At 65.3% G+C, this 19289-nt stretch carries 18 protein-coding genes; 8 read left to right on the forward strand and 10 right to left on the reverse strand.

Annotation, left to right across the window (positions count from 1 at the left end):
- The first annotated feature begins 84 nt into the window (after window positions 1-84).
- On the forward strand, window positions 85-579 hold the full coding sequence (locus L0963_RS16610; RefSeq protein ID WP_217373241.1) for a winged helix-turn-helix transcriptional regulator: 495 nt from the start codon (window positions 85-87) through the stop codon (window positions 577-579).
- 167 nt (window positions 580-746) lie between these two features.
- Here L0963_RS16610 and clpS read toward each other — a convergent pair whose 3' ends face one another.
- The 3 genes from clpS to L0963_RS16625 form a co-directional block, all read right to left on the reverse strand.
- Window positions 747-1112, reverse strand: a complete 366-nt coding sequence (gene clpS / locus L0963_RS16615; protein ID WP_051066442.1) for an ATP-dependent Clp protease adapter ClpS — start codon at window positions 1110-1112, stop codon at window positions 747-749.
- 260 nt (window positions 1113-1372) lie between these two features.
- Window positions 1373-2095, reverse strand: a complete 723-nt coding sequence (locus L0963_RS16620; protein WP_003048931.1) for a phasin family protein — start codon at window positions 2093-2095, stop codon at window positions 1373-1375.
- 123 nt (window positions 2096-2218) lie between these two features.
- A complete protein-coding gene (locus L0963_RS16625) occupies window positions 2219-4009 on the reverse strand; it encodes a PHA/PHB synthase family protein (RefSeq protein WP_217373242.1) in 1791 nt (596 codons plus the stop codon).
- 121 nt (window positions 4010-4130) lie between these two features.
- On the opposite strand from L0963_RS16625, the gene L0963_RS16630 reads away from it, so the two are divergent.
- Together L0963_RS16630 and L0963_RS16635 are read left to right on the forward strand one after the other, a co-directional pair.
- A complete protein-coding gene (locus tag L0963_RS16630) occupies window positions 4131-5342 on the forward strand; it encodes an LL-diaminopimelate aminotransferase (protein WP_058812797.1) in 1212 nt (403 codons plus the stop codon).
- 5 nt (window positions 5343-5347) lie between these two features.
- Window positions 5348-5797, forward strand: a complete 450-nt coding sequence (locus L0963_RS16635; RefSeq protein WP_003048937.1) for a DUF2721 domain-containing protein — start codon at window positions 5348-5350, stop codon at window positions 5795-5797.
- A gap of 16 nt (window positions 5798-5813) precedes the next feature.
- On the opposite strand, the gene L0963_RS16640 is transcribed toward L0963_RS16635, so the two are convergent.
- Window positions 5814-7385 (reverse strand): amidase, encoded by a 1572-nt coding sequence (locus L0963_RS16640; RefSeq protein ID WP_234180598.1) that lies wholly within the window; start codon window positions 7383-7385, stop codon window positions 5814-5816.
- A gap of 114 nt (window positions 7386-7499) precedes the next feature.
- On the opposite strand from L0963_RS16640, the gene L0963_RS16645 reads away from it, so the two are divergent.
- Window positions 7500-8813, forward strand: coding sequence for a spinster family MFS transporter (locus tag L0963_RS16645; protein WP_058812798.1), 1314 nt, complete (start codon window positions 7500-7502; stop codon window positions 8811-8813).
- Here L0963_RS16645 and L0963_RS16650 read toward each other — a convergent pair.
- Window positions 8810-9400, reverse strand: coding sequence for an NADPH-dependent FMN reductase (locus L0963_RS16650; protein ID WP_234180600.1), 591 nt, complete (start codon window positions 9398-9400; stop codon window positions 8810-8812). The genes L0963_RS16645 and L0963_RS16650 overlap by 4 nt on opposite strands.
- A 95-nt stretch (window positions 9401-9495) precedes the next feature.
- On the opposite strand from L0963_RS16650, the gene L0963_RS16655 reads away from it, so the two are divergent.
- Window positions 9496-10398: a haloalkane dehalogenase gene (locus L0963_RS16655; RefSeq protein ID WP_234180603.1), complete on the forward strand. Its 903-nt coding sequence runs from the start codon at window positions 9496-9498 to the stop codon at window positions 10396-10398.
- Here L0963_RS16655 and L0963_RS16660 read toward each other — a convergent pair.
- On the reverse strand, window positions 10387-10845 hold the full coding sequence (locus tag L0963_RS16660; RefSeq protein WP_234180605.1) for an Lrp/AsnC family transcriptional regulator: 459 nt from the start codon (window positions 10843-10845) through the stop codon (window positions 10387-10389). The genes L0963_RS16655 and L0963_RS16660 overlap by 12 nt on opposite strands.
- A gap of 118 nt (window positions 10846-10963) precedes the next feature.
- On the opposite strand from L0963_RS16660, the gene L0963_RS16665 reads away from it, so the two are divergent.
- Window positions 10964-12175, forward strand: coding sequence for a methionine gamma-lyase (locus L0963_RS16665; protein WP_234180607.1), 1212 nt, complete (start codon window positions 10964-10966; stop codon window positions 12173-12175).
- 13 nt (window positions 12176-12188) lie between these two features.
- Here the strand turns inward: L0963_RS16665 and L0963_RS16670 are convergent, their stop codons facing one another.
- A complete protein-coding gene (locus L0963_RS16670; protein ID WP_003048950.1) occupies window positions 12189-13478 on the reverse strand; it encodes an adenylosuccinate synthase in 1290 nt (429 codons plus the stop codon).
- A gap of 203 nt (window positions 13479-13681) precedes the next feature.
- Here L0963_RS16670 and L0963_RS16675 point away from each other — a divergent pair, with 203 nt between their 5' ends.
- Both L0963_RS16675 and L0963_RS16680 read left to right on the forward strand, forming a co-directional pair.
- Window positions 13682-14629 (forward strand): alpha/beta hydrolase, encoded by a 948-nt coding sequence (locus L0963_RS16675; RefSeq protein ID WP_234180635.1) that lies wholly within the window; start codon window positions 13682-13684, stop codon window positions 14627-14629.
- Between the two features lie 172 nt (window positions 14630-14801).
- Complete coding sequence (locus L0963_RS16680; RefSeq protein ID WP_234180609.1) at window positions 14802-15179, forward strand: DOPA 4,5-dioxygenase family protein; 378 nt, start codon at window positions 14802-14804, stop codon at window positions 15177-15179.
- On the opposite strand, the gene L0963_RS16685 is transcribed toward L0963_RS16680, so the two are convergent.
- The 3 genes from L0963_RS16685 to L0963_RS16695 all read right to left on the reverse strand — a co-directional run bounded on the left by L0963_RS16685 (window position 15176) and on the right by L0963_RS16695 (window position 19277).
- Window positions 15176-16291, reverse strand: coding sequence for an ATP phosphoribosyltransferase regulatory subunit (locus L0963_RS16685; protein ID WP_234180612.1), 1116 nt, complete (start codon window positions 16289-16291; stop codon window positions 15176-15178). The two genes, L0963_RS16680 and L0963_RS16685, sit on opposite strands and share 4 nt — an antisense overlap.
- A 166-nt stretch (window positions 16292-16457) precedes the next feature.
- On the reverse strand, window positions 16458-18044 hold the full coding sequence (gene serA / locus L0963_RS16690) for a phosphoglycerate dehydrogenase (protein WP_234180614.1): 1587 nt from the start codon (window positions 18042-18044) through the stop codon (window positions 16458-16460).
- Window positions 18045-18152: 108 nt separating this feature from the next.
- Window positions 18153-19277, reverse strand: coding sequence for a phosphoserine transaminase (locus L0963_RS16695; protein WP_234180617.1), 1125 nt, complete (start codon window positions 19275-19277; stop codon window positions 18153-18155).
- Window positions 19278-19289 lie beyond the last annotated feature (12 nt).

Below are 19289 nucleotides of genomic sequence, written 5' to 3' on the forward strand. Positions count from 1 at the left end.
AGCTATGATAAACATAGTGACAAGAGGTTTTTGTCGGTGGGATGAGAATGCCGATGAAGAGAATGACAAGGGTATAGGGACATCATGCCCAAACGCGCTGATCTTTCGGATACATTTTGCCCGGTCGGCCGCTCGGCCGAAATCCTGGGCGACCGCGCCGTGCTGCTGATCCTGCGCGACCTGTTCTTCGGGCGCCGGCGGTTCGAGGCGATCGCCGCGAACACCGGCCTCGGGCCGCAGCTCGTGTCGGCGCGGCTCAAGCTGCTGGTGCACGAGGGTGTGGTCGAGCGTCATGCCTATCAGGATCGGCCCGTTCGCCACGAATATCGGCTGACCGCGAAGGGCAAGGATCTGTTCGACGTGCTGTACGCGATGCGCAATTGGGCCGAGCGCTGGGCTTATGCGCCGGGAGAGACGGGAGGCGGACCGGCGATGCGCTATATTCACCGCGCCTGCGGCGCCGATGTCGGCACCGCGGTCGTCTGTCCGGGGTGCGGCGAAGCGCTCCATTATGGCGATTTGAAGGGCGAGCCTTCGGCGCCGCTTCAGGCCGAGCAGGCGGCGCGGAGCGGCGGTTGAAACCCCTCCCGCATGCGGGAGGGGCAGCGAGAGTTGCGAACTTGTTCGCTACTCGCAGCGGGGTGGGCGGGGTGATGCGGCGACAATGCCCACCCCATTGCGACTAGGCCCGGCTTCGCCGAACCAAGTCTCATTGCCCCTCCCGCATACGGGAGGGGCTGAACAATTTATGCCTTTTCCAGCGTGCATTGCAGCGGGTGCTGGTTCTGCCGCGCGGCGTCCATCACCTGATTGACCTTGGTTTCGGCGACTTCATAACTGAACACGCCGCACACTCCGACGCCCTGTTGGTGCACATGTAGCATCACCTGCGTCGCGCGTTCGATGTCCATGTTGAAAAAGCGCTGCAGCACCATCACGACGAATTCCATCGGCGTATAGTCGTCGTTGAGCAGTAGCACCTTGTACATCGAGGGCTTTTTGGGTTTCGCGCGCGTGCGCGTCGCAATGCCGACGCCGGGAGCGCCGGGCGTATCGTCATCCTTGCCCGCCATGGCGCGGACGATGTGAGGAATGGAGGCGGGAAGCATCATCATCGGGAATATCGCAAGCCGGGGCGGAATCGCAAGAGGGCGGGGATGCATTAACCCCCTTTTCGTCGCCCCCGCGAAGTCGGGAGCCTCTGGCAAGAGTGCACCAAGTCGATTGCGGCCCCCGCCTTCGCGGGGGCGACGATCAGGATAAAAACAAGAGCCGCCCGTTTCGCGAAGGAAACGAGCGGCCCTGTATGTGTCGGCGCGGGGTCGGGAGGAGGGGAGAGAGAGCCCGCGCCAACGAGGGAAGAAAAAGGCCCTTAGGCTGCCTTCATCTTCGAGCTGATGACCGACACGCGGTTCGAGATCGGCGCGAAGCTGTCGTTGGCGAGCTTCACGACCATTTCGCTGGTCTTCGAGGTCTGCGCAACGGCGGCGTCGAACGCCTTCTTGCTGTTTTCGGCATAGAGCTTGAAGAACTCGGCCGGCGACTTGACGGCGGTGTAGCCCTTCAGTGCGGCGGTGGTGTCTTCGAAGCTCTTGCGAGCGAAGGCGACGCCTTCCTGGCCGAGCGTTTCGAAGCCCTTGGCCGCGATCTTGCCCGATTCAACCATGGCTTCGATGTTCGCCTTGTTGAATTCGACAGCTTCCTCGGCGAGCTTGCTGCTCTTGCTCATGGCTTCCTTCGCCTTTTCGTTGAATTCGGCGGTCATCGCTTCGGCGCGGGTCTTGGCGTCTTCGGCGAACTTCTTGACGGTGTCGTTCATGGTCTTGAATCCTTTGGAGGCGGCGGCAACCGGCTTCGGCGCGGCCTTTGCTTTGGGGGTGATGGTCTTGGCGGCCGCCTTCTTGGGGGCGACCTTCTTGGCGGCCGGCTTTGCGGCCTTCTTTTGGACCGGCTTGGCCTTGGCCTTTACGGTCTTGGTCTTTTCGGGCGCCGGAGCGGCAACCGCAGGCGCCACGGGAGTCGCAACCGGCTTGGCGGCGGTTTCCAGCGTCGCGGCTTCGAAAGCCTTTTCGGCACTATCCATCTTGGTAGCCATCGGAACAACTCCTTTATGTTGCACTGCACAATATAGGAGTGGATCGGCGATTTCAAGGGCATTTTTGTGCAGCGCACAAAAATTGTCGATGAGCCGCCGCAGCTAATTGATAATCCCGCGATGTTACCGCTGTTTGACGTAGCGTCCGGGCGCGTCCTCGATCGCCTTTTTCTTGCCCTTTCCGGGCACGCGCGCGCCTTTGGCGGGCGTCTTGCCGCCGTCCTGATCGGCGATCCAGCCGATCCAGTGCGGCCACCAGCTTCCCTTGGTTTCGGTCGCGCCCGCCTCGAATTCCGCGAGCGAGGCGGCGTCATTGTCGCCGGTCCAATATTGATATTTGCCCGCCGCGGGCGGGTTGACGACGCCGGCGATGTGACCCGAACCCGCAAGCAGGAAGGTTTTTGGCCCCGACAGATGGTCCATCAGCCGCCAGACGCTGGCCAGCGGGGCGATATGATCTTCGCGTCCGGCCTGGATATAGGCGGGGGTGGTGATCTTCTTGAGGTCGATCGGGGTACCCATCACCGTCAGACTGTTCGGGATGACCATCCGGTTGTCGCGGTAGAGGTCGACAAGATATTGCCGGTGCCATTTCGCCGGCAGGTTGGTCGTGTCGCCGTTCCAGTAGAGCAGATCGAAAGGCGGATAGTCGTTGCCGAGCAGGTAATTGCTCACGACATAATTCCAGATGAGATCTCGGCCGCGCAGGCTGTTGAAGGTTGCGGCCATATAGCGGCCGTCGAGAAAGCCGCCGGCCGACAATTGCTGGAGCAGCGCCAGATAGCCGTCGTCAACGAACAGCTTGAGTTCGCCCGCCAGTTCGAAATCGACCTGCGCGGTGAAGAAGGTGACCGACCTGACCTTGTCGGCATCGCCCTGCGCAGCGAGCATCGCGAGCGTGGCGGCGAGCGTCGTCCCGGCGACGCAGTAGCCGATCGCGTGGACATGCGGCACGTCGAGCAGGTCGCGCACCGTGTCGATCGCATCGACCTGCGCCGCGATATAATCGTCCCACACGATATCCTTCATCGACGCGTCGGCCGATTTCCACGACACCATGAACACGGTCAGCCCCTGTTCGACCGCCCAGCGGACAAAGCTTTTCGCGGGATTGAGGTCGAGGATGTAGAAGCGATTGATCCACGGCGGGAAGATGACGAGCGGGACGGTGAAGACGTCTTTCGTCGTCGGCTCATATTGGATGAGCTGATAGAGATCGGTTTCGTGGATCACCTTGCCCGGGGTCGTCGCGATATTCACGCCGACCTCGAACGCATTCTTGTCGACATGGCTCAACTGCCCGCGCGCGAGGTCGGCGAGCATGTGGCGCAGCCCCTTGAGCAGGCTTTCGCCGCGCGTTTCGACCGCGCGCTTGATGACTTCGGGGTTGGTGACGGCAAGGTTCGTCGGCGACAGCGCGTCGGCCATCGACTTTGCGGCAAATTCCATCTTGGCCCGCGCATCGGCGTCGAGCCCCTGAAGCTGGCGCGTGGTTTCGAGCAACTGGTCCGACAACAGGCCATAGGTCTGCCGGATTAGCGCAAAGGCGGGGTTTGCGGTCCAGTCGGGGTCGGCGAAACGGCGATCCTTGGGCGCATCGGCCGCCGCGGAGGGCATGAAGGACGGCTGCATCGCGGCGAGCGACGACCAGAAATGCACACCCTGTTCCCACAACTTCGCGCCCTGTTCGGCCCAAAGCTGGGTCGCCGGATTGTCGATCCATCTGGCGGGATCGAACAGCGGCCGCGCATCCTTTTCCTCGTCGGCCTGACCGAGCGCGAATTCGAGCATCATCTGCTGCGCGCGCGCCATCACGCTGGCCCAATGCTGCATATCGTCGGGGGACGGGAGAAAGGGATTCGGCGCCTCGGCCGCGGTGCCGTCATTCTTGTCTTTTTCGCCCGCGTCGCTCATGCCGGTTCCCGCTGGTCAGCCTCTCGTCCGATGCGTATAACAGCCGCCGACGCGGCTGGCGAGGTGCCGATCGCGTTTCGACCGACTAAACGCTTACGAAAAGGAGTTGTTCTAGTTCCCCATGTCCGACGATGAATTCTACCGCATCAAGCGCCTGCCGCCCTATGTCATCGCCGAAGTGAATGCGATGCGAGCGGCCGCGCGTGCCGCGGGCGAGGACATTATCGACCTGGGAATGGGCAACCCCGACCTGCCGCCGCCGCAGCATGTGATCGACAAGCTGTGCGAGGTTGCGCAAAAACCCGACGCGCACGGCTATTCGCAGTCGAAGGGCATTCCGGGGCTGCGCCGGGCGCAGGCCAATTATTATGCCCGCCGCTTCAACGTCGAACTCGATCCCGAAAGCGAAGTCGTCGTGACGATGGGGTCGAAGGAAGGGCTCGCCAGCCTCGCGACCGCGATCACCGGCCCGGGCGACGTCGTGCTGGCACCGAATCCCAGCTATCCCATACACACCTTCGGCTTCATCATCGCCGGTGCGACGATCCGCAGCGTGCCGACGACGCCGGACGAAAATTACTGGCGCGCGCTCGACCGCGCGATGGCGTTCACCGTGCCGCGTCCGTCGATCCTGGTCGTCAACTACCCGTCGAACCCGACCGCTGAAGCCGTCGACCTCGCTTTCTACGAGCGGCTCGTCGCCTGGGCGAAGGAAAACAAGGTCTGGGTCCTCAGCGACCTTGCCTATTCGGAGCTTTATTACGACGGCAATCCAACGCCCTCGATCCTGCAGGTGCCGGGCGCGAAGGATGTGGCGATCGAATTCACCTCCATGTCGAAAACCTATTCGATGGCCGGGTGGCGCATGGGTTTCGCGGTCGGCAACAAGCGGCTGATCGCGGCGATGACGCGCGTCAAATCCTATCTCGACTACGGCGCCTTCACCCCGATCCAGGCGGCGGCCTGCGCCGCGCTCAACGGACCGCAGGATATCGTCGCGAAGAACCGCGAGCTTTACCAGAAGCGCCGTGACGTGATGGTCGAAAGCTTTGCGCGCGCCGGCTGGGATATTCCGAGCCCACCCGCGTCGATGTTCGCCTGGGCGCCGCTGCCGCCCGCGCTCAAGGAGATGGGCAGCCTCGAATTCTCCAAGCAGCTTCTGACCCATGCCAAGGTCGCGGTTGCCCCCGGCGTCGGCTATGGGGAGGACGGCGAGGGCTATGTCCGCATCGCGATGGTCGAAAACGAACAGCGCATCCGTCAGGCGGCGCGCAACGTCCGCAAATTCCTCCAGATGCATGGTGTGAACACGCCGTCGGTCGCGGCAGGATAGACGCGATGTTCGAAGGGGCGCCGACAATCGCCCAGACGATCCAATTGTCCGTCGCGCCGGTGTTCCTGCTGGTCGCGATGGGCAATTTGCTCAACGTCTTCACTGGCCGCCTCGCGCGCGTCATCGACCGGTCGCGCAAGCTGACCGAACGTCACGCGACGACGACGGGCGTCGAACATAGCCGGTTGGTCGAAGAATTGCGCGTGATCGCGCGACGGATGCGCGTCATCAACACCGCCATCCTGTTCGCCGTCTGCGGCGGGCTGGTGGTGTGCATCCTCGTGTCGCTGCTGTTCCTGCAATATGCGGCGGGCTTCCATCTCGGCGTCGCGGTATCGCTGGTCTTTGTGCTGGCGATGCTGTTCCTGCTGCTCTCGCTCGGCATGTTCCTCTATGAAGTGCGCCTCGCGACACACGCCATATTGATCCCGACCGAGTATCTCGAGCGCAACTAGGGTCAGGACCCTAGCGTCAGGGCATAACGCTGGCGCGATAGGTTGGCGCTACGCGTTTGCGGCTTGCCTGTTCATAGGCATATCCGGCCGCCAGAATATCGCCGTCGCTCCATTTGGTGCCGATGAAGGAGAGGCCGATGGGCAGCCCTTCGACCGCGCCCATCGGGACGGTGAGGTGCGGATAGCCGGCGACGGCGGGAAGCTGGCTGACGCCGGGACCGGTATAATGGTCGCCGTTGACGAGATCGGTGGTCCAGGCGGGCCCATTGGTCACGCCAACCAGCAGGTCGGCGCCGCTTTCGCGCAGCAGCCGGTCGATGCCCTCCGGTCCCGCTAGCCGCGCCGCCTTGGCCTTGGCGTCACGATAGGGCTGGCTGTCGAGGCCGCCCTTGCTTTCGGCAAGTTCGAACAGCGACTGGTCGAACCAGCGCATCTCGGCGGGCGTCGCCTTGTTGAAGGCGATCAGATCGGCGAGCGAGCGCGGCGCGCCCTTCCCGGGTAGCCCGGCCAGATAGGCGGCCATGTCGAGCTTGAGTTCGGTCATCAATATCTCGAATTCGGCATCGCCCAGGCCGTCGAGACCGCTACGGCTATCCTTGATCTCGACGATCGTCGCACCGGCGGCGCGCATCGTGTCGAGCGCGGCATCGAACAGCGCGCCGATGTCGGCGCGGCCGCCGATGCGATCGCGCAGCACGCCAATCGTCTTGCCGCGCAGCGCGTCCGGCGACAGCGCGGCGGCAAAGTCACGGCGGTGCGCGTCGGCCTCTGCCGTCGCCGGGTCGGCGGGATCGCTGCCCGCCAGCACCGACAACAGCGTGGCCGCGTCGCGCACCGTCAACGTCATCGGTCCCGCCGTATCCTGACTGTGGCTGATCGGGACGACAAGACTGCGGCTCACCAGGCCGACGGTCGGTTTGAAGCCGACCACGCCGTTCATGCCCGCAGGGCAGGTGATCGATCCGTCGGTCTCGGTCCCGATCGTCAGCGGCGCAAGGCTGGCCGCCGTCGCGGCACCGCTGCCCGCCGACGAGCCGCATGTGTTGCGGTCGAGCGCGTGCGGATTGCGCGTCAGCCCGCCGACGGCGCTCCAGCCGCTGGTCGCGTCGTTCGACCGGATATTGGCCCATTCGCTGAGGTTGGTCTTGCCCAGGATCACCGCGCCGCCTTCGCGCAGCCGCGCGACCAGCGGCGCATCGCGGCCGGTGATATTGTCTTTCAGGGCCAGCGAACCGGCGGTCGTCGCAACCGGCCCCGCCGCCTCGATATTGTCCTTCAGCAGCACCGGAATCCCGTGCAGCGGGCCGCGCACATGCCCCGCCTTGCGCTCCTGATCGAGCCGATAGGCCTCGCTCATCGCGCCGGGAAACACCGCGATCACCGCGTTGAGTGTCGGGCCCGCCTTATCGATATTCCGGATGCGCTCGAGATAGGCGGCGGTGATGACCTCGCTGCTCGTTTCGCCCGCGGTCATCTCCGCCTGCAGAGTCGCGGCATCCTTGCCGGCGACATCGGGAAGCGGCGGCGGCATGGCGGCGGCGGGGACGGAGGCGAGCAGAGCGGCTGTCAGCAGCGAAATTTTTTGCATGGCGCGAATGCTGGCAGCCGTAACGGCAATTGCAAGTGCCATTTTACGCTGTGCCGCCCCGGCGTTGACAGGGTGCGGCCGGGTCTGCACCTTCGCCCCCATCGGGAGAGAAAAATGTCGGAAAAGCCAGCTCTTGCCCTTGGTGCAGGGTCGCAAGCATCAACCAGCGTCGCCGCGAAAACGCGCACGATGCTGTGGGTGCTCTTGATCGTCTATATCCTCAATTTCCTCGATCGGCAGATCGTCAACATATTGGCCGAGCCGATCGCACGCGATCTCAAGCTGTCCGATTCCGACATCGGCCTGATGACGGGATTGGCCTTCGCGCTCTTTTACACCTTCCTGGGTTTGCCGATCGCGCGTTATGCGGACCGTCCCTCAACCAATCGCGTCGGGCTGATTTCGGTGTCGCTGGCGATCTGGTCGGGGATGACCGTGCTGTGCGGCATGGCGCAGAATTTCGTCCAATTGCTGCTTGCCCGCATCGGCGTCGGCGTGGGCGAGGCCGGGTGCACACCCGCGGCACACTCGCTCATCACCGATGCCGTCGAACCCGCCAAACGATCGTCCGCCATTGCCTTTTACGGGCTCGGGATTCCGATCGGCAGCCTCCTCGGTCTGATCGTCGGCGGCATCGTCAACGATCTCTGGGGCTGGCGCATCGCGTTCATGGTCGTCGGTGTGCCTGGCCTGTTGCTCGCCTTCATGGTCCCGATGTTCATCAAGGAGGTTCGCGCACGCGGCGCCGATACTGCTGCAACGACGGGCGCGAGCGGCGCCCTGTCGATCGGGCAGGCGCTACGTGAAGTGTTCAGCACCCGGGCCTTCGTCTACATCGCGATCGCGGCGTCCTTCACCGCCTTCCTGGGTTATGGCAAAGGCGTCTGGGCGCTGATCCTGTTTCAACGATCGCACGGGCTGAGCGCGGGCGAAACCGGACTTTTGCTGGGCGTCGCGCTGGGCATCGCGGGCATTTTGGGAACCTGGCTCGGCGGCTATTTCGCCGACCGGTTCGGCAAGACCGACCGCCGCCATATGCTCACCACGCCGGCGATCGGCATGGCGGTCGCGGCGCCGATCCTGTTTCTGGGCTACGCCGTGACCGAATGGCACGTCGCGATCGCGCTGCTGTTCGTGCCGACCGTGCTCAATGCCGCTTATTACGGGCCGACCTTCGCCTGCGTCCACGGGCTGGTGCAACCCGAGGCGCGCGCAATGGCCAGCGCGGTGATGCTGTTCCTGCAGAATCTGATCGGCCTCGGACTTGGCCCGCTCCTCTTCGGCATGGCGTCGGAGGAACTCAAGCCGACCCTCGGCACCGAAAGCGTCCGCTATGTCCTTTATGGGGCGGCGTGGCTCGGGCTGATCCCGGCCTTCTTCTTCTGGCGCGCCAGCCTGCGGCTCGGGAAGGAGCTCAAATCGGGTTAGAAGGGCGGCGGCGCTTGTTCGCGCTGCGCCTTCGCGGCGTCGGTCCACCAGGCAAGGTCGTCGGCGAAGCGCGGAAAGGCCCGTGCCAGTCGCTCGCCGTCCTCGCCCGCAGGCCCGCCGTCGGCATCGAAAGCACCGCCGATGCGCGCGAGGCTGAGCGGGGTCGCGGTGACCACCATGCCCATCGCGCCAAGCGTCGTGCGCCACGCGGTCGCGGCGCGGATGCCGGCGAAGGGGCCAGCCGAATAAGAGGCGATGGCGGCGGGGCGCCACGCGAATTGGGGAAGATAATGGTCGACCAGATTCTTGAGGCCCGGTTGCAGCCCGCCATTATATTCGCCGGTCACGAAGACGAAGCCGTCCGCCGCGGCGATCCGGTCGGCGAGCGCATCCATCGCGGCGGGGGCCTCGCCCGCTGTAAAATCGCTGTGCCGTCGGTCGAGCATCGGCAGATCCACCGCCATCGCATCGACCAGTTCGGCGCGGTCGCCGCGCGTAGCAAGGGAATCGACGATCCAGCGGGCAAGCTTGATGCCCTGCCGGTCGCGGCGATAGCTTCCGTAGAAGACCAGGATGGTGCGGCTCATCGGCCGACCGTGCCACGCCGCGCCGCCGAACGAAAGCGCGTCTTGCGCCGCGCCGCGCGTCAATTCTAGAGTGGTCGGGACCAAGGGGGGGGATTATGCGGGTTTATCGTACACCGGACGAATGTTTTGCGGGCCTGACCGACTGGCCTTTCGCACCGCGATATGCCGAGATCGCGGGCGGCCTGCGCGTCCATTATGTCGACGAGGGCGCCGCCGATGCACAGCCGGTGCTCATGCTGCACGGCGAGCCGACGTGGAGCTATCTCTACCGCCACATGATCGGTCCCGCGGTGCGCGCGGGCTTCCGGGTTGTTGCGCCCGACCTCATCGGCTTCGGTCGCTCCGACAAGCCGCTCGACCGGTCGGCCTACAGCTATGCGCAGCAGGTCGCGTGGATGCGCGCCTGGATCGAGGCGCTCGACCTTCGGAACATGATCCTCGTCTGCCAGGATTGGGGTTCGCTGATCGGGCTGCGTCTGGTCGCCGAAATGCCCGAACGGTTCGCGGGTGTCGCACTGTCGAACGGCGGACTGCCCGAGGGACAGGCGGCGCCCCGCGCTTTTGCGATCTGGCGCGCCTTTTCGCGCTACAGCCCGCTGTTCCCGATCGGCCGGATCGTCAAGGCGGGAACGAAGCGCCCGCTCAGCGCCGAAGAAATCGCCGCTTATGACGCGCCCTTTCCGACGCGCGCGTCGAAGGTCGCGGCGCGCATCTATCCGTCGTTCGTGCCGCTGGGCGACAATGTCGCGGTGCCCGATCAGAAGCGCGCATGGGCCGCGCTCGAACGCTTCGACAAGCCCTTCCTCTGCTGCTTTTCGGACGGCGACCCGATCACGCGCGGCGGCGATGCCCTGTTCCTCGGCCGCGTGCCTGGAACCGCCGGCATGCCGCACCGCACGTTGAAAGGCGGGCATTTCATCCAGGAGGATGACCCGGCGGGCTTCGTTTCTGCAATCGAAGCCGTCGCCGCGGCGGGGCGCGGGGCGTCAGCCGGGTAGCGGCAACACGCGGCTCTGCTTGACGACGCCGTAGGCCAGGCTGGTGTCGATCGACGCGATGCCGTCGATCGCGTGCAGCCGTTCGCGCACGAAGCGTTCGTAGCCGTCGAGGTCGGGTGCGACGACCCGCAACAGATAGTCGATATCGCCCGTCATCAGGAAGCAATCGAGAATATCGTCGATGGCGCCGATCGCCCGCTCGAATGTCTGCACGGTCGCCTGATCATGCTTGCTCAGCCGGATGCCGACGAACACGGTGATCGGATAGCCCATCGCCTTTTGATCGACGAGCGCGGCATAGCCGGTGATGACGCCGCGCTCTTCGAGCAGACGAACCCGGCGCAGACAGGGCGACGGCGACAGGTTCACCGCCGCGGCCAGATCCTGATTGCTCAGCCGGCCGTCGTGCATCAAGGCGCGGACGATCTGGTGATCCTTGCGATCCATGGGGCAGTCCTTGGCAGAATATTCCAATATTCGTTCTGCTAATGGCATATATTGGAAGCACCTGCCACCGGCCATTTGATACAAGCGGCGCTCGTTCACCGCAGGAGTCGCGCCCGTCATGTCGTCCTTTCCGCTTTCGGGTTTTGCGACCCGCGCCATTCATGCCGGCTATGACGCAAAGGCCAATGACGGCGCGCTGGTGCCGCCGCTGCATCTGTCGTCGACCTTCGTGTTCGAAACCGCCGAGGCGGGCGCCGAGATTTTCGCGGGCGAGCGCGAAGGATATTTCTACAGCCGCATCGCCAATCCGACGGTCGACCTGCTCGAACGTCGCATGGCCGCGCTCGAAGGCGCGGAAGCCGCCGTCGCGACGGCGTCGGGGATGGGCGCGATAACGGCGGTTTTCTGGTCCTTTCTGAAGCGCGGCGACGAAATCATCGTCGACCAGACGCTGTACGGCTGCACCTTCGCCTTCATGCGCCACGGCCTTGCGCGCTTTGGCGTCCGCGTCACCCATGTCGATCTGACCGATCCGGCCAATCTCGAAGCCTGCATCTCCGACGCGACGAAGATCGTCTATTTCGAGACCCCCGCCAACCCGAACATGCGGCTGGTCGATATCGCAGCGGTGTCGGCGATCGCGCGCGACCATGGCGCGCGCACCGTCGTCGACAACACCTATGCGACCCCGGTGCTGACGCAGCCGATCACGCTCGGCGCGGATATCGTGGTGCATTCGGCGACCAAATATCTGGGCGGGCATGGCGATCTGGTCGGCGGCATCGCGCTCGGCACTGGCGCCGATATGCAGCAGGTGCGTCTGGTCGGGGTCAAGGACATGACCGGCGCGGTGATGGCGCCGTTCAGTGCCATGCTGGTGCTGCGCGGGCTCAAGACGTTGAAGCTGCGCATGGCGGAACATTGCCGGTCGGCCGCGGCGATTGCGGCGACGCTGAACGATCACCCGGCGGTCGCTGCGGTGCATTATCCGGGGCTGGCATGTTTCGCCCAGCATGATCTGGCGCGGCGGCAGATGCCGGGTTTCGGGGGCATGATCGCCTTTGAACTGAAGGGCGGCTACGCCGCGGGCGTGGCGATGATGAACCGGCTGGCGCTTGTCCAGCGCGCGGTGTCGCTCGGCGATGCCGAAAGCCTGATCCAGCATCCGGCGAGCATGACCCATTCGACCTACACTGCAGAAGAACGGCGCGCGCACGGGATCGCCGACGGGCTCGTGCGGCTGTCGGTGGGACTCGAGGAGGCCGACGAAATCGCCGCCGATCTGACGCAGGCGCTCGATGCAGAGGTCAGGGCGTCCGTCGACGCCTGATCGCTTCGCGGGGTCAGTCGCTGAACGGATCGCGGATCAGGATCGTGTCCTCGCGCTCGGGGCTCGTCGACACGAGCGCGATGGGGGTTTCGATCAGTTCCTGCACGCGCTGGATATATTTGATTGCCTGCGCCGGCAGGTCGGCATAGCTGCGCGCCCCTGCGGTCGATTCGCTCCAGCCGTCCATCTCTTCGTAGATCGGTTCGACCTCGGCCTGATCGGCGGCGTGCGCCGGGAAATAGTCGAGGATCTTGCCGCGCAAACGATAACCGGTGCAGATGCGCACCTTGTCGAAGCCGTCGAGCACGTCGAGCTTGGTCAGCGCGATGCCGGTGACGCCCGATACCGCGCAGCTCTGACGCACCAATACCGCGTCGAACCAGCCGCAGCGGCGCTTGCGTCCGGTGACGGTGCCGAATTCATGCCCGCGTTCGCCGAGCCGCTGGCCGGTTTCGTCCTCGAGTTCGGTGGGGAAGGGGCCGCTGCCCACGCGCGTCGTATAGGCCTTGGCGATACCGAGCACGAAGCCGACCGCCGACGGGCCGAGGCCCGAGCCGCTGGCGGCGGTGCCGCTGACGGTGTTCGAACTGGTGACGAAGGGATAGGTGCCGTGATCGACGTCGAGCAGGACGCCCTGCGCGCCTTCGAACAGGATGCGTGCGCCCGCCTTGCGGACCTTCTTCAGCCGCTTCCACACCGGCTGCGCATATTCGAGCACGAAATCGGCAATCTCGGCGAGGTCGGCCTTCAATCGCTCGCGATCGATCGGCGGCTCGCCGAAACCGGCGCGCAGCGCGTCGTGATGCGCGGTCAGGCGGTCGATCTGCGGATCGAGCTTGTCGAGATGCGCAAGGTCGCACACGCGCAGCGCGCGGCGGCCGACCTTGTCCTCATAAGCCGGACCGATGCCGCGACCCGTCGTGCCGATCTTGCCCGCGCCCGCCGCGGTTTCGCGCAAGCCGTCGAGGTCGCGGTGAAAGGGCAGGATCAGCGCGCAATTGTCGGCGATCGCGAAATTCTCTGCGTTGATCTCGACGCCCTGGCCGCGCAGCTTGGCAATTTCGTCTTTCAGCGCCCAGGGATCGAGCACGACGCCGTTGCCGATGATCGACAGCGTGCCGGTGACGATGCCCGACGGAAGCAGCGACAGCTTGTAGACCTGTTCGCCGACGACCAGCGTGTGACCGGCGTTATGGCCGCCCTGAAAGCGGACGACCGCGTCGGCGCGGCTGGCGAGCCAGTCGACGATCTTGCCCTTGCCCTCGTCGCCCCACTGCGACCCGATGACGGTAACATTTGCCATGACGCTGTCCTGCTGAACGGGGCCCTTTCGACCCGGCGCGGCCTTAGCGGATTTGGCTGTCGAGGCAAGGGCGAAGGCCGTAAAATAGTGCCGCGCCGCGCAGATCGCGGCTGTTACATCTTGTCATAACATCGCGGTGCGCGGTCACATCCTCGCGACAATTGCAGGCTAGTGACCCGACGGACAGCATGATGACGGAGGCGATGATGACGCGGCGATTTTCGACCGGATGGGCCGCCATGGCGGCGTTTGTCGCGGCGAGCCTGATGGTGCCGGGCCCCCTCGCCGAGGCGCGGGAACGGCTGCGCGAGCGGATTGCCGAACGCATGGCGGAGCGCATGGGCGCCGATGCCGGGGCAAAGGTCGCGGGCAGCGAAACGATCGCCTATGGCCGCGATCCGCTCCAGACGCTTGACATATGGCGCGCAAAGGGCGCGGCCGGTCCGGCGCCGCTGATCGTCTTCGTGCATGGCGGCGGCTGGAAGCGCGGCGACAAGGACAATGCGACCGGGCATTTCAAACCCGAACATTATCCTGCCGAGGGCTATGCCTTTGCGTCGATCAACTACCGCCTCGTCCCCGCCGCGACGGTCGAGGAGCAGGCGGCCGATGTTGCGGCAGCGGTGCGGGCGATCGTCGAGCGTGCCGACGCACTGGGCGTCGACCGGCATCGCATCGTGCTGATGGGGCACAGCGCGGGCGCGCATCTGGTCGCGCTGGTCGGCACCGACCCGCGCTATCTGAAAGGCGCCGGCCTGTCCTTTGCCGATATTGCGGGTGTCATACCGATCGACGGGGCGGCCTATGACGTGGCGGCGCAGATGAAGGACGGGCCGCAAATCATGCAGTCGACCTATACGCAGGCCTTCGGCACCGATCCGGCGCGCCAGCGCGCGCTGGCGCCAACGGCGCAGGCGGCGGCACCCAACGCCCCCGCCTTTTTGCTGCTGCACGTCCAGCGGCCCGACGGCGTGCGCCAGGCCAAAGCGCTCGGCGCCGCGCTCGAGGCCGGCGGCAGCCGCGTCGCGTTCGGCAGCTTTCCGGGTGAAGGATTGAAGGGCCATGCCGAGATCAACCGCCGCCTCGGCGATCCGTCCTACGCGGCGACCGCGACGGTCGACGCGTGGCTGAAGCGGGTATTCGGGCGATAGCTTCTGGGAGGCGACCAACGGCTCCACGCCTTCCAACATTTCGTCATCCCGGATCAAGTCCGGGATGACGAGGGGAGAAGGGGCCGCTACGGTCGGGATCGCCTCTGCGCGGAGCCGTTTCTCGCAAGGCCGGTGAACTGCGGGCTTGCCGATGCCCGCCAAAGAGGCGCCAATGACCGATCCCGACGCACCCTATCACGCGCATATCTATTATGACCCTGCCGAGCGGCCGGCAGCCGCGGCCTTGCGCGACGCCTTCGGTGCCGATTCCGCAATCCTGTTTGTCGGGGCCATGACCGATGGCGCGGCCGGGCCGCATCCGATCGCGCAATATGAGGTGCATTTCCTCGCGCGCCATCGCGCCGCCGTCGTGGACGCGATCGAGGCGACGGGGCTGCGCGCGCTCGTTCACCCGCTCACTGACGACGATCTCGCCGATCACACCCGCCTTGCGCACTGGATCGGCGAGCCGATCGAGCTCGACGTGACCGTGCTCGACCCGCCCGGCGTCAACCAGGGGATTCCGCGTTTCGGCGTTTCGGATTTTTAAGCGGCAACCGGCCCTTCGGGGCCGAGCGTGAAGCCGCAGCCGAGCCGCGCCGCTTCGTCGGCATCGGTGAGCGCCGCGACCGTTTGCCATCCATCCGCGCGCAGGCTGGCGGCGAGCGCCGGATCGTGGCCGAGCGGCAGGAATATCCGCCGATCGCTGTCGCGCTCGACGCCCAATCCTTCGTCGATCAACGGGTCGGGGTAGAGCGAAAAGCCCACCGCTGGTTCTTCCTGATCGTCGCCGACCGGGATCGCATAACCGCCGCCGCGGCCGATTGCGTCGCCCTGGCCGGGAACGAAGATCTGGAAGCCGAACCAGCTTTGATAGGCAAAGCCGTGACGTTCGGTCGGATCGAGGGTCAGATCGGCGCGGCCGCGGATCGGCGCCGCGATTTCTTCCAGCGCGTTGATACGACTGGTGAGTACGCCCGCGGTGTCGAATGTGCGCAGATCGGCGATCGCGCGGTCGAAAGGCCCCGTCGCGCGCAGCAACGGCAGATAGGCTTCGGCTCCGATGCGCGCGAGCGCGCCGGCATCCTTGGCGTCGAGTTCGTCACGCAGCATCTGCAGATCGGCCGTAATGGGCAGCGGACCCGCGGCGAGCAGGTCGACGACATCGGGCAGGGTGAAGTCGATCGTAACCCGGCCGATACCCGCCGCATCGAGCGCGTCGATCGCGACCGAGACAATCTCGCGCGCGGCTGCGACGCTGTCGCTGCCGATCAGTTCGGCGCCCACCTGCAGCATTTCGCGCGCCGGGCGGAGCTGGCTCGCGCGCAGCTTGACCACCTGGCCAGCATAGCACAGGCGCAGCGGGCGCGGCGCATGCGCGAGCAGCGAGGTTGCGATGCGACCGACCTGCCGCGTGATGTCGGGGCGCAGCGCGAGCGTGCGCTGCGACACCGGGTCGGTGAAGCGGAGCAGATCGCGCGCGGCGCGTTCGTCATTGCCGCCCAGCGTTTCGCGAAATTCGGCGAGCGGCGGCGAAACGCGGCCATAACCATGCGCGCGCATCGCATCGACGAGCGCGCGGGTAACGCGCGACGCGGCCTCGGCCTGCGCGGGCAGGCGGTCGCGGAGCCCTTCGGGCAGCAGGGCAGGGGCCTTGGTCATGGGGGTGGCCTTAGAGCGGGAAAAGCGAGGTTTCAATCAACGCCGTATCCCCGAGCGGAGACGAGGGGCTTTGCCGAGCGAAGTCGAGGCAGCTACCTCGCTGGTTCTCGCGACGCTCGAACGGGTCCCTCGTCTTCGCTCGGGAACACGGATTTCCTTGGAGCGATCAGAACTTCAGTCCCTTCACCATCTTGACGCCGGGCAGCTGGCAGACCTGCCACAACAAAGGTTCGGGCATGGCCGAGTCGAGGCTGAGCAGCAGCACCGCCTCGCCCCCGGCGGCGCGGCGGCCGAGGTGGAAGGTGCCGATGTTCAGCCCCGCATCGCCCAGCGTGCTGCCGATACGACCGATGAAGCCGGGCGCGTCCTCGTTGACGATATAGAGCATGTCGCCGTCGAGATCGGCCTCGACCTTGATGCCGAACATTTCGACGAGGCGCGGTTCGTTGTTACCGAACAGCGTCCCCGCGACCGAACGGTCGCCGGCTTCGGTGGCGACGGTGACGCGGACGAGGGTGTGATAATCGCCCTCGCGATCATGGCGCACCTCGCGCACGTCGAGGCCGCGTTCGCGGGCAAGATGCGGCGCGTTGACCATGTTCACGCTGTCCGAATAACGGCGCATCAGCCCGGTCAGGACCGCGGCGGTGATCGGCTTCAGGTTAAGTTCGGCCGCCGCCCCCTCGACCTCGATCGAGATGGTGGTGAGGTTGTCGTGGGCGAGCTGACCCACCAGACTGCCCAGCTTTTCGGCGAGGCTCATATAGGGGCGCAGCTTCGGCGCCTCCTCGGCCGACAGGCTGGGCACATTGAGCGCGTTGGTAATGCCGCCGGTGAGCAGATAATCGGAAAGCTGTTCCGCTACCTGGATGGCGACATTGACCTGCGCTTCGTCGGTCGATGCGCCGAGGTGCGGCGTGCAGATGAAGTTCGGCGTGCCGAACAGCGGATGATCGGCGGCCGGCGGTTCGGTCTGGAACACGTCGAGCGCCGCGCCCGCGACATGGCCGCTGTCGAGCGCCTCCTTCAGCGCCGCCTCGTCGATCAGGCCGCCGCGCGCGCAGTTGATGATGCGCACGCCCTTCTTGGTCTTCGCAAGATTTTCCTTCGACAGGATACCCCGCGTCTGGTCGGTCAGCGGCGTGTGCAGCGTGATGAAATCCGCCTTGGCGAGCAATGTGTCGAGATCGGCCTTTTCGACGCCGAGCTCTATTGCGCGCTCGGGGGTCAGGAACGGATCGAAGGCGACGACCTTCATGCGCAGCCCCAGCGCGCGCTCGGCGACGATGCTGCCGATATTGCCGCAGCCGATCAGGCCCAGCGTCTTCGACGTCAGTTCGACCCCCATGAAGTCGTTCTTCGGCCATTTGCCTGCCTGCGTCAGCGCATTGGCTTCGGGGATCTGGCGCGCGAGCGCGAACATCATCGCGATCGCATGTTCGGCCGTGGTGATGCTGTTGCCAAAGGGCGTGTTCATCACGACGACGCCCTTCTTCGACGCCTCGGGAATGTCGACATTGTCGACGCCGATCCCGGCGCGGCCGACGACCTTCAGGTTTGTCGCGGCGGCGAGGACGTCGGCGGTGACCTTGGTGGCCGAGCGGATCGCGAGGCCGTCATAGGCGCCGATCATCGCGATCAGCTCGTCCTTCGTCTTGCCGGTGATGACATCGACGTCGATGCCGCGTTCCTTGAAGATCGCGGCGGCTTTGGGATCCATCTTGTCGGAAATCAGAACTTTGGGTGCGGTCATGGAATGAAACCTTCCGTGTGCTCCCGCGAAGGCGGGAGCCCAGCTCCCGATGCTTGCGGAATGAAATGGCAGGAGATGGGTCCCCGCCTTCGCGGGGACACACCGAATTCAGGTAAGCGAGGCGTAAGCCCAGTCGAGCCAGGGCCCGAGCGATTCGATATCGGCGGTGTCGACCGTCGCGCCGCACCAGATGCGCAGCCCCGGTGGAGCATCGCGATAGCCGGCGATGTCATAGGCCGCGCCCTCGGCTTCGAGCAGCCCGGCGAATTTCTTGATGAAATCCGCGTCGGCCCCAGCGACCGACAGGCACACCGACGTCTTCGATCGGCTGGCGGGATCGGCGGCGAGATGGCTCAGCCATCCGCGTTCGGCGACGATCGTGTCGAGCGCCGCGGCGTTCGCATCGCTGCGCGCCTTCAGCCCGTCGAGACCGCCCAGCGACTTCGCCCATTCGAGCGCAAAGATCGCGTCTTCGACCGCGAGCATCGAGGGGGTGTTGATCGTCTCGCCCTTGAACACGCCTTCGGCAAGCGCGCCCTTCGACATCAGGCGGAACACCTTGGGCAGCGGCCAGGCCGGCGTATGGCTTTCGAGCCGTTCGACCGCGCGCGGACCCAGGATCAGCACGCCATGCCCGCCTTCGCCGCCGAGCACTTTCTGCCAGCTGAAGGTCGCAACGTCGATCTTGTCCCACGGCAGGTCATAGGCGAACACCGCGCTGGTCGCGTCGGCGAAGCTCAGCCCCTCGCGGTCTGCCGGAATCCAGTCGCCGTCGGGAACGCGGACGCCGCTGGTGGTGCCGTTCCAGGTGAAGAGCACGTCGTTCGACCAGTCGACCTGGCCCAAATCGGGAAGCTGGCCGTAATCGGCGCGGATCACCGTGGGATCGAGCTTGAGCTGCTTGGCGACATCGGTGACCCAACCTTCACCGAAGCTCTCCCAGGCCAGCGCCGTCACGGGGCGGGCGCCCAGCATCGTCCACATCGCCATTTCAAAGGCGCCGGTGTCCGATCCCGGCACGATGCCGATGCGGTGCGTATCGGGCAGGCGCAGCATCTCGCGCATCAGGTCGATGCAATATTGGAGGCGCGTCTTGCCGATCTTCGCGCGATGCGAACGGCCGAGCGATTCGGTGTTGAGCTTTTCGGGGGACCAGACCGGCGGCTTCGCGCACGGACCGGAGGAAAAATAAGGACGCGCAGGCTGTGCCTGCGGTTTACGCACTTCAGTCATGTCAGACTCTCC

The sequence above is a fragment of the Sphingopyxis sp. NFH-91 genome, assembly GCF_021401285.1.
In the GTDB taxonomy this organism is placed as follows: Bacteria; Pseudomonadota; Alphaproteobacteria; order Sphingomonadales; family Sphingomonadaceae; genus Sphingopyxis; species Sphingopyxis terrae_A.

Excerpts from the sequence above, each read along its gene's own strand:
- L0963_RS16610 (WP_217373241.1), top strand. The coding sequence starts at position 85 with ATGCCCAAACGCGCTGATCTTTCGGATACATTTTGCCCGGTCGGCCGC.
- clpS (WP_051066442.1), bottom strand. The coding sequence starts at position 1,112 with ATGATGCTTCCCGCCTCCATTCCTCACATCGTCCGCGCCATGGCGGGC.
- L0963_RS16620 (WP_003048931.1), bottom strand. The coding sequence starts at position 2,095 with ATGGCTACCAAGATGGATAGTGCCGAAAAGGCTTTCGAAGCCGCGACG.
- L0963_RS16625 (WP_217373242.1), bottom strand. The coding sequence starts at position 4,009 with ATGAGCGACGCGGGCGAAAAAGACAAGAATGACGGCACCGCGGCCGAG.
- L0963_RS16630 (WP_058812797.1), top strand. The coding sequence starts at position 4,131 with ATGTCCGACGATGAATTCTACCGCATCAAGCGCCTGCCGCCCTATGTC.
- L0963_RS16635 (WP_003048937.1), top strand. The coding sequence starts at position 5,348 with ATGTTCGAAGGGGCGCCGACAATCGCCCAGACGATCCAATTGTCCGTC.
- L0963_RS16640 (WP_234180598.1), bottom strand. The coding sequence starts at position 7,385 with ATGCAAAAAATTTCGCTGCTGACAGCCGCTCTGCTCGCCTCCGTCCCC.
- L0963_RS16645 (WP_058812798.1), top strand. The coding sequence starts at position 7,500 with ATGTCGGAAAAGCCAGCTCTTGCCCTTGGTGCAGGGTCGCAAGCATCA.
- L0963_RS16650 (WP_234180600.1), bottom strand. The coding sequence starts at position 9,400 with ATGAGCCGCACCATCCTGGTCTTCTACGGAAGCTATCGCCGCGACCGG.
- L0963_RS16655 (WP_234180603.1), top strand. The coding sequence starts at position 9,496 with ATGCGGGTTTATCGTACACCGGACGAATGTTTTGCGGGCCTGACCGAC.
- L0963_RS16660 (WP_234180605.1), bottom strand. The coding sequence starts at position 10,845 with ATGGATCGCAAGGATCACCAGATCGTCCGCGCCTTGATGCACGACGGC.
- L0963_RS16665 (WP_234180607.1), top strand. The coding sequence starts at position 10,964 with ATGTCGTCCTTTCCGCTTTCGGGTTTTGCGACCCGCGCCATTCATGCC.
- L0963_RS16670 (WP_003048950.1), bottom strand. The coding sequence starts at position 13,478 with ATGGCAAATGTTACCGTCATCGGGTCGCAGTGGGGCGACGAGGGCAAG.
- L0963_RS16675 (WP_234180635.1), top strand. The coding sequence starts at position 13,682 with ATGATGACGCGGCGATTTTCGACCGGATGGGCCGCCATGGCGGCGTTT.
- L0963_RS16680 (WP_234180609.1), top strand. The coding sequence starts at position 14,802 with ATGACCGATCCCGACGCACCCTATCACGCGCATATCTATTATGACCCT.
- L0963_RS16685 (WP_234180612.1), bottom strand. The coding sequence starts at position 16,291 with ATGACCAAGGCCCCTGCCCTGCTGCCCGAAGGGCTCCGCGACCGCCTG.
- serA (WP_234180614.1), bottom strand. The coding sequence starts at position 18,044 with ATGACCGCACCCAAAGTTCTGATTTCCGACAAGATGGATCCCAAAGCC.
- L0963_RS16695 (WP_234180617.1), bottom strand. The coding sequence starts at position 19,277 with ATGACTGAAGTGCGTAAACCGCAGGCACAGCCTGCGCGTCCTTATTTT.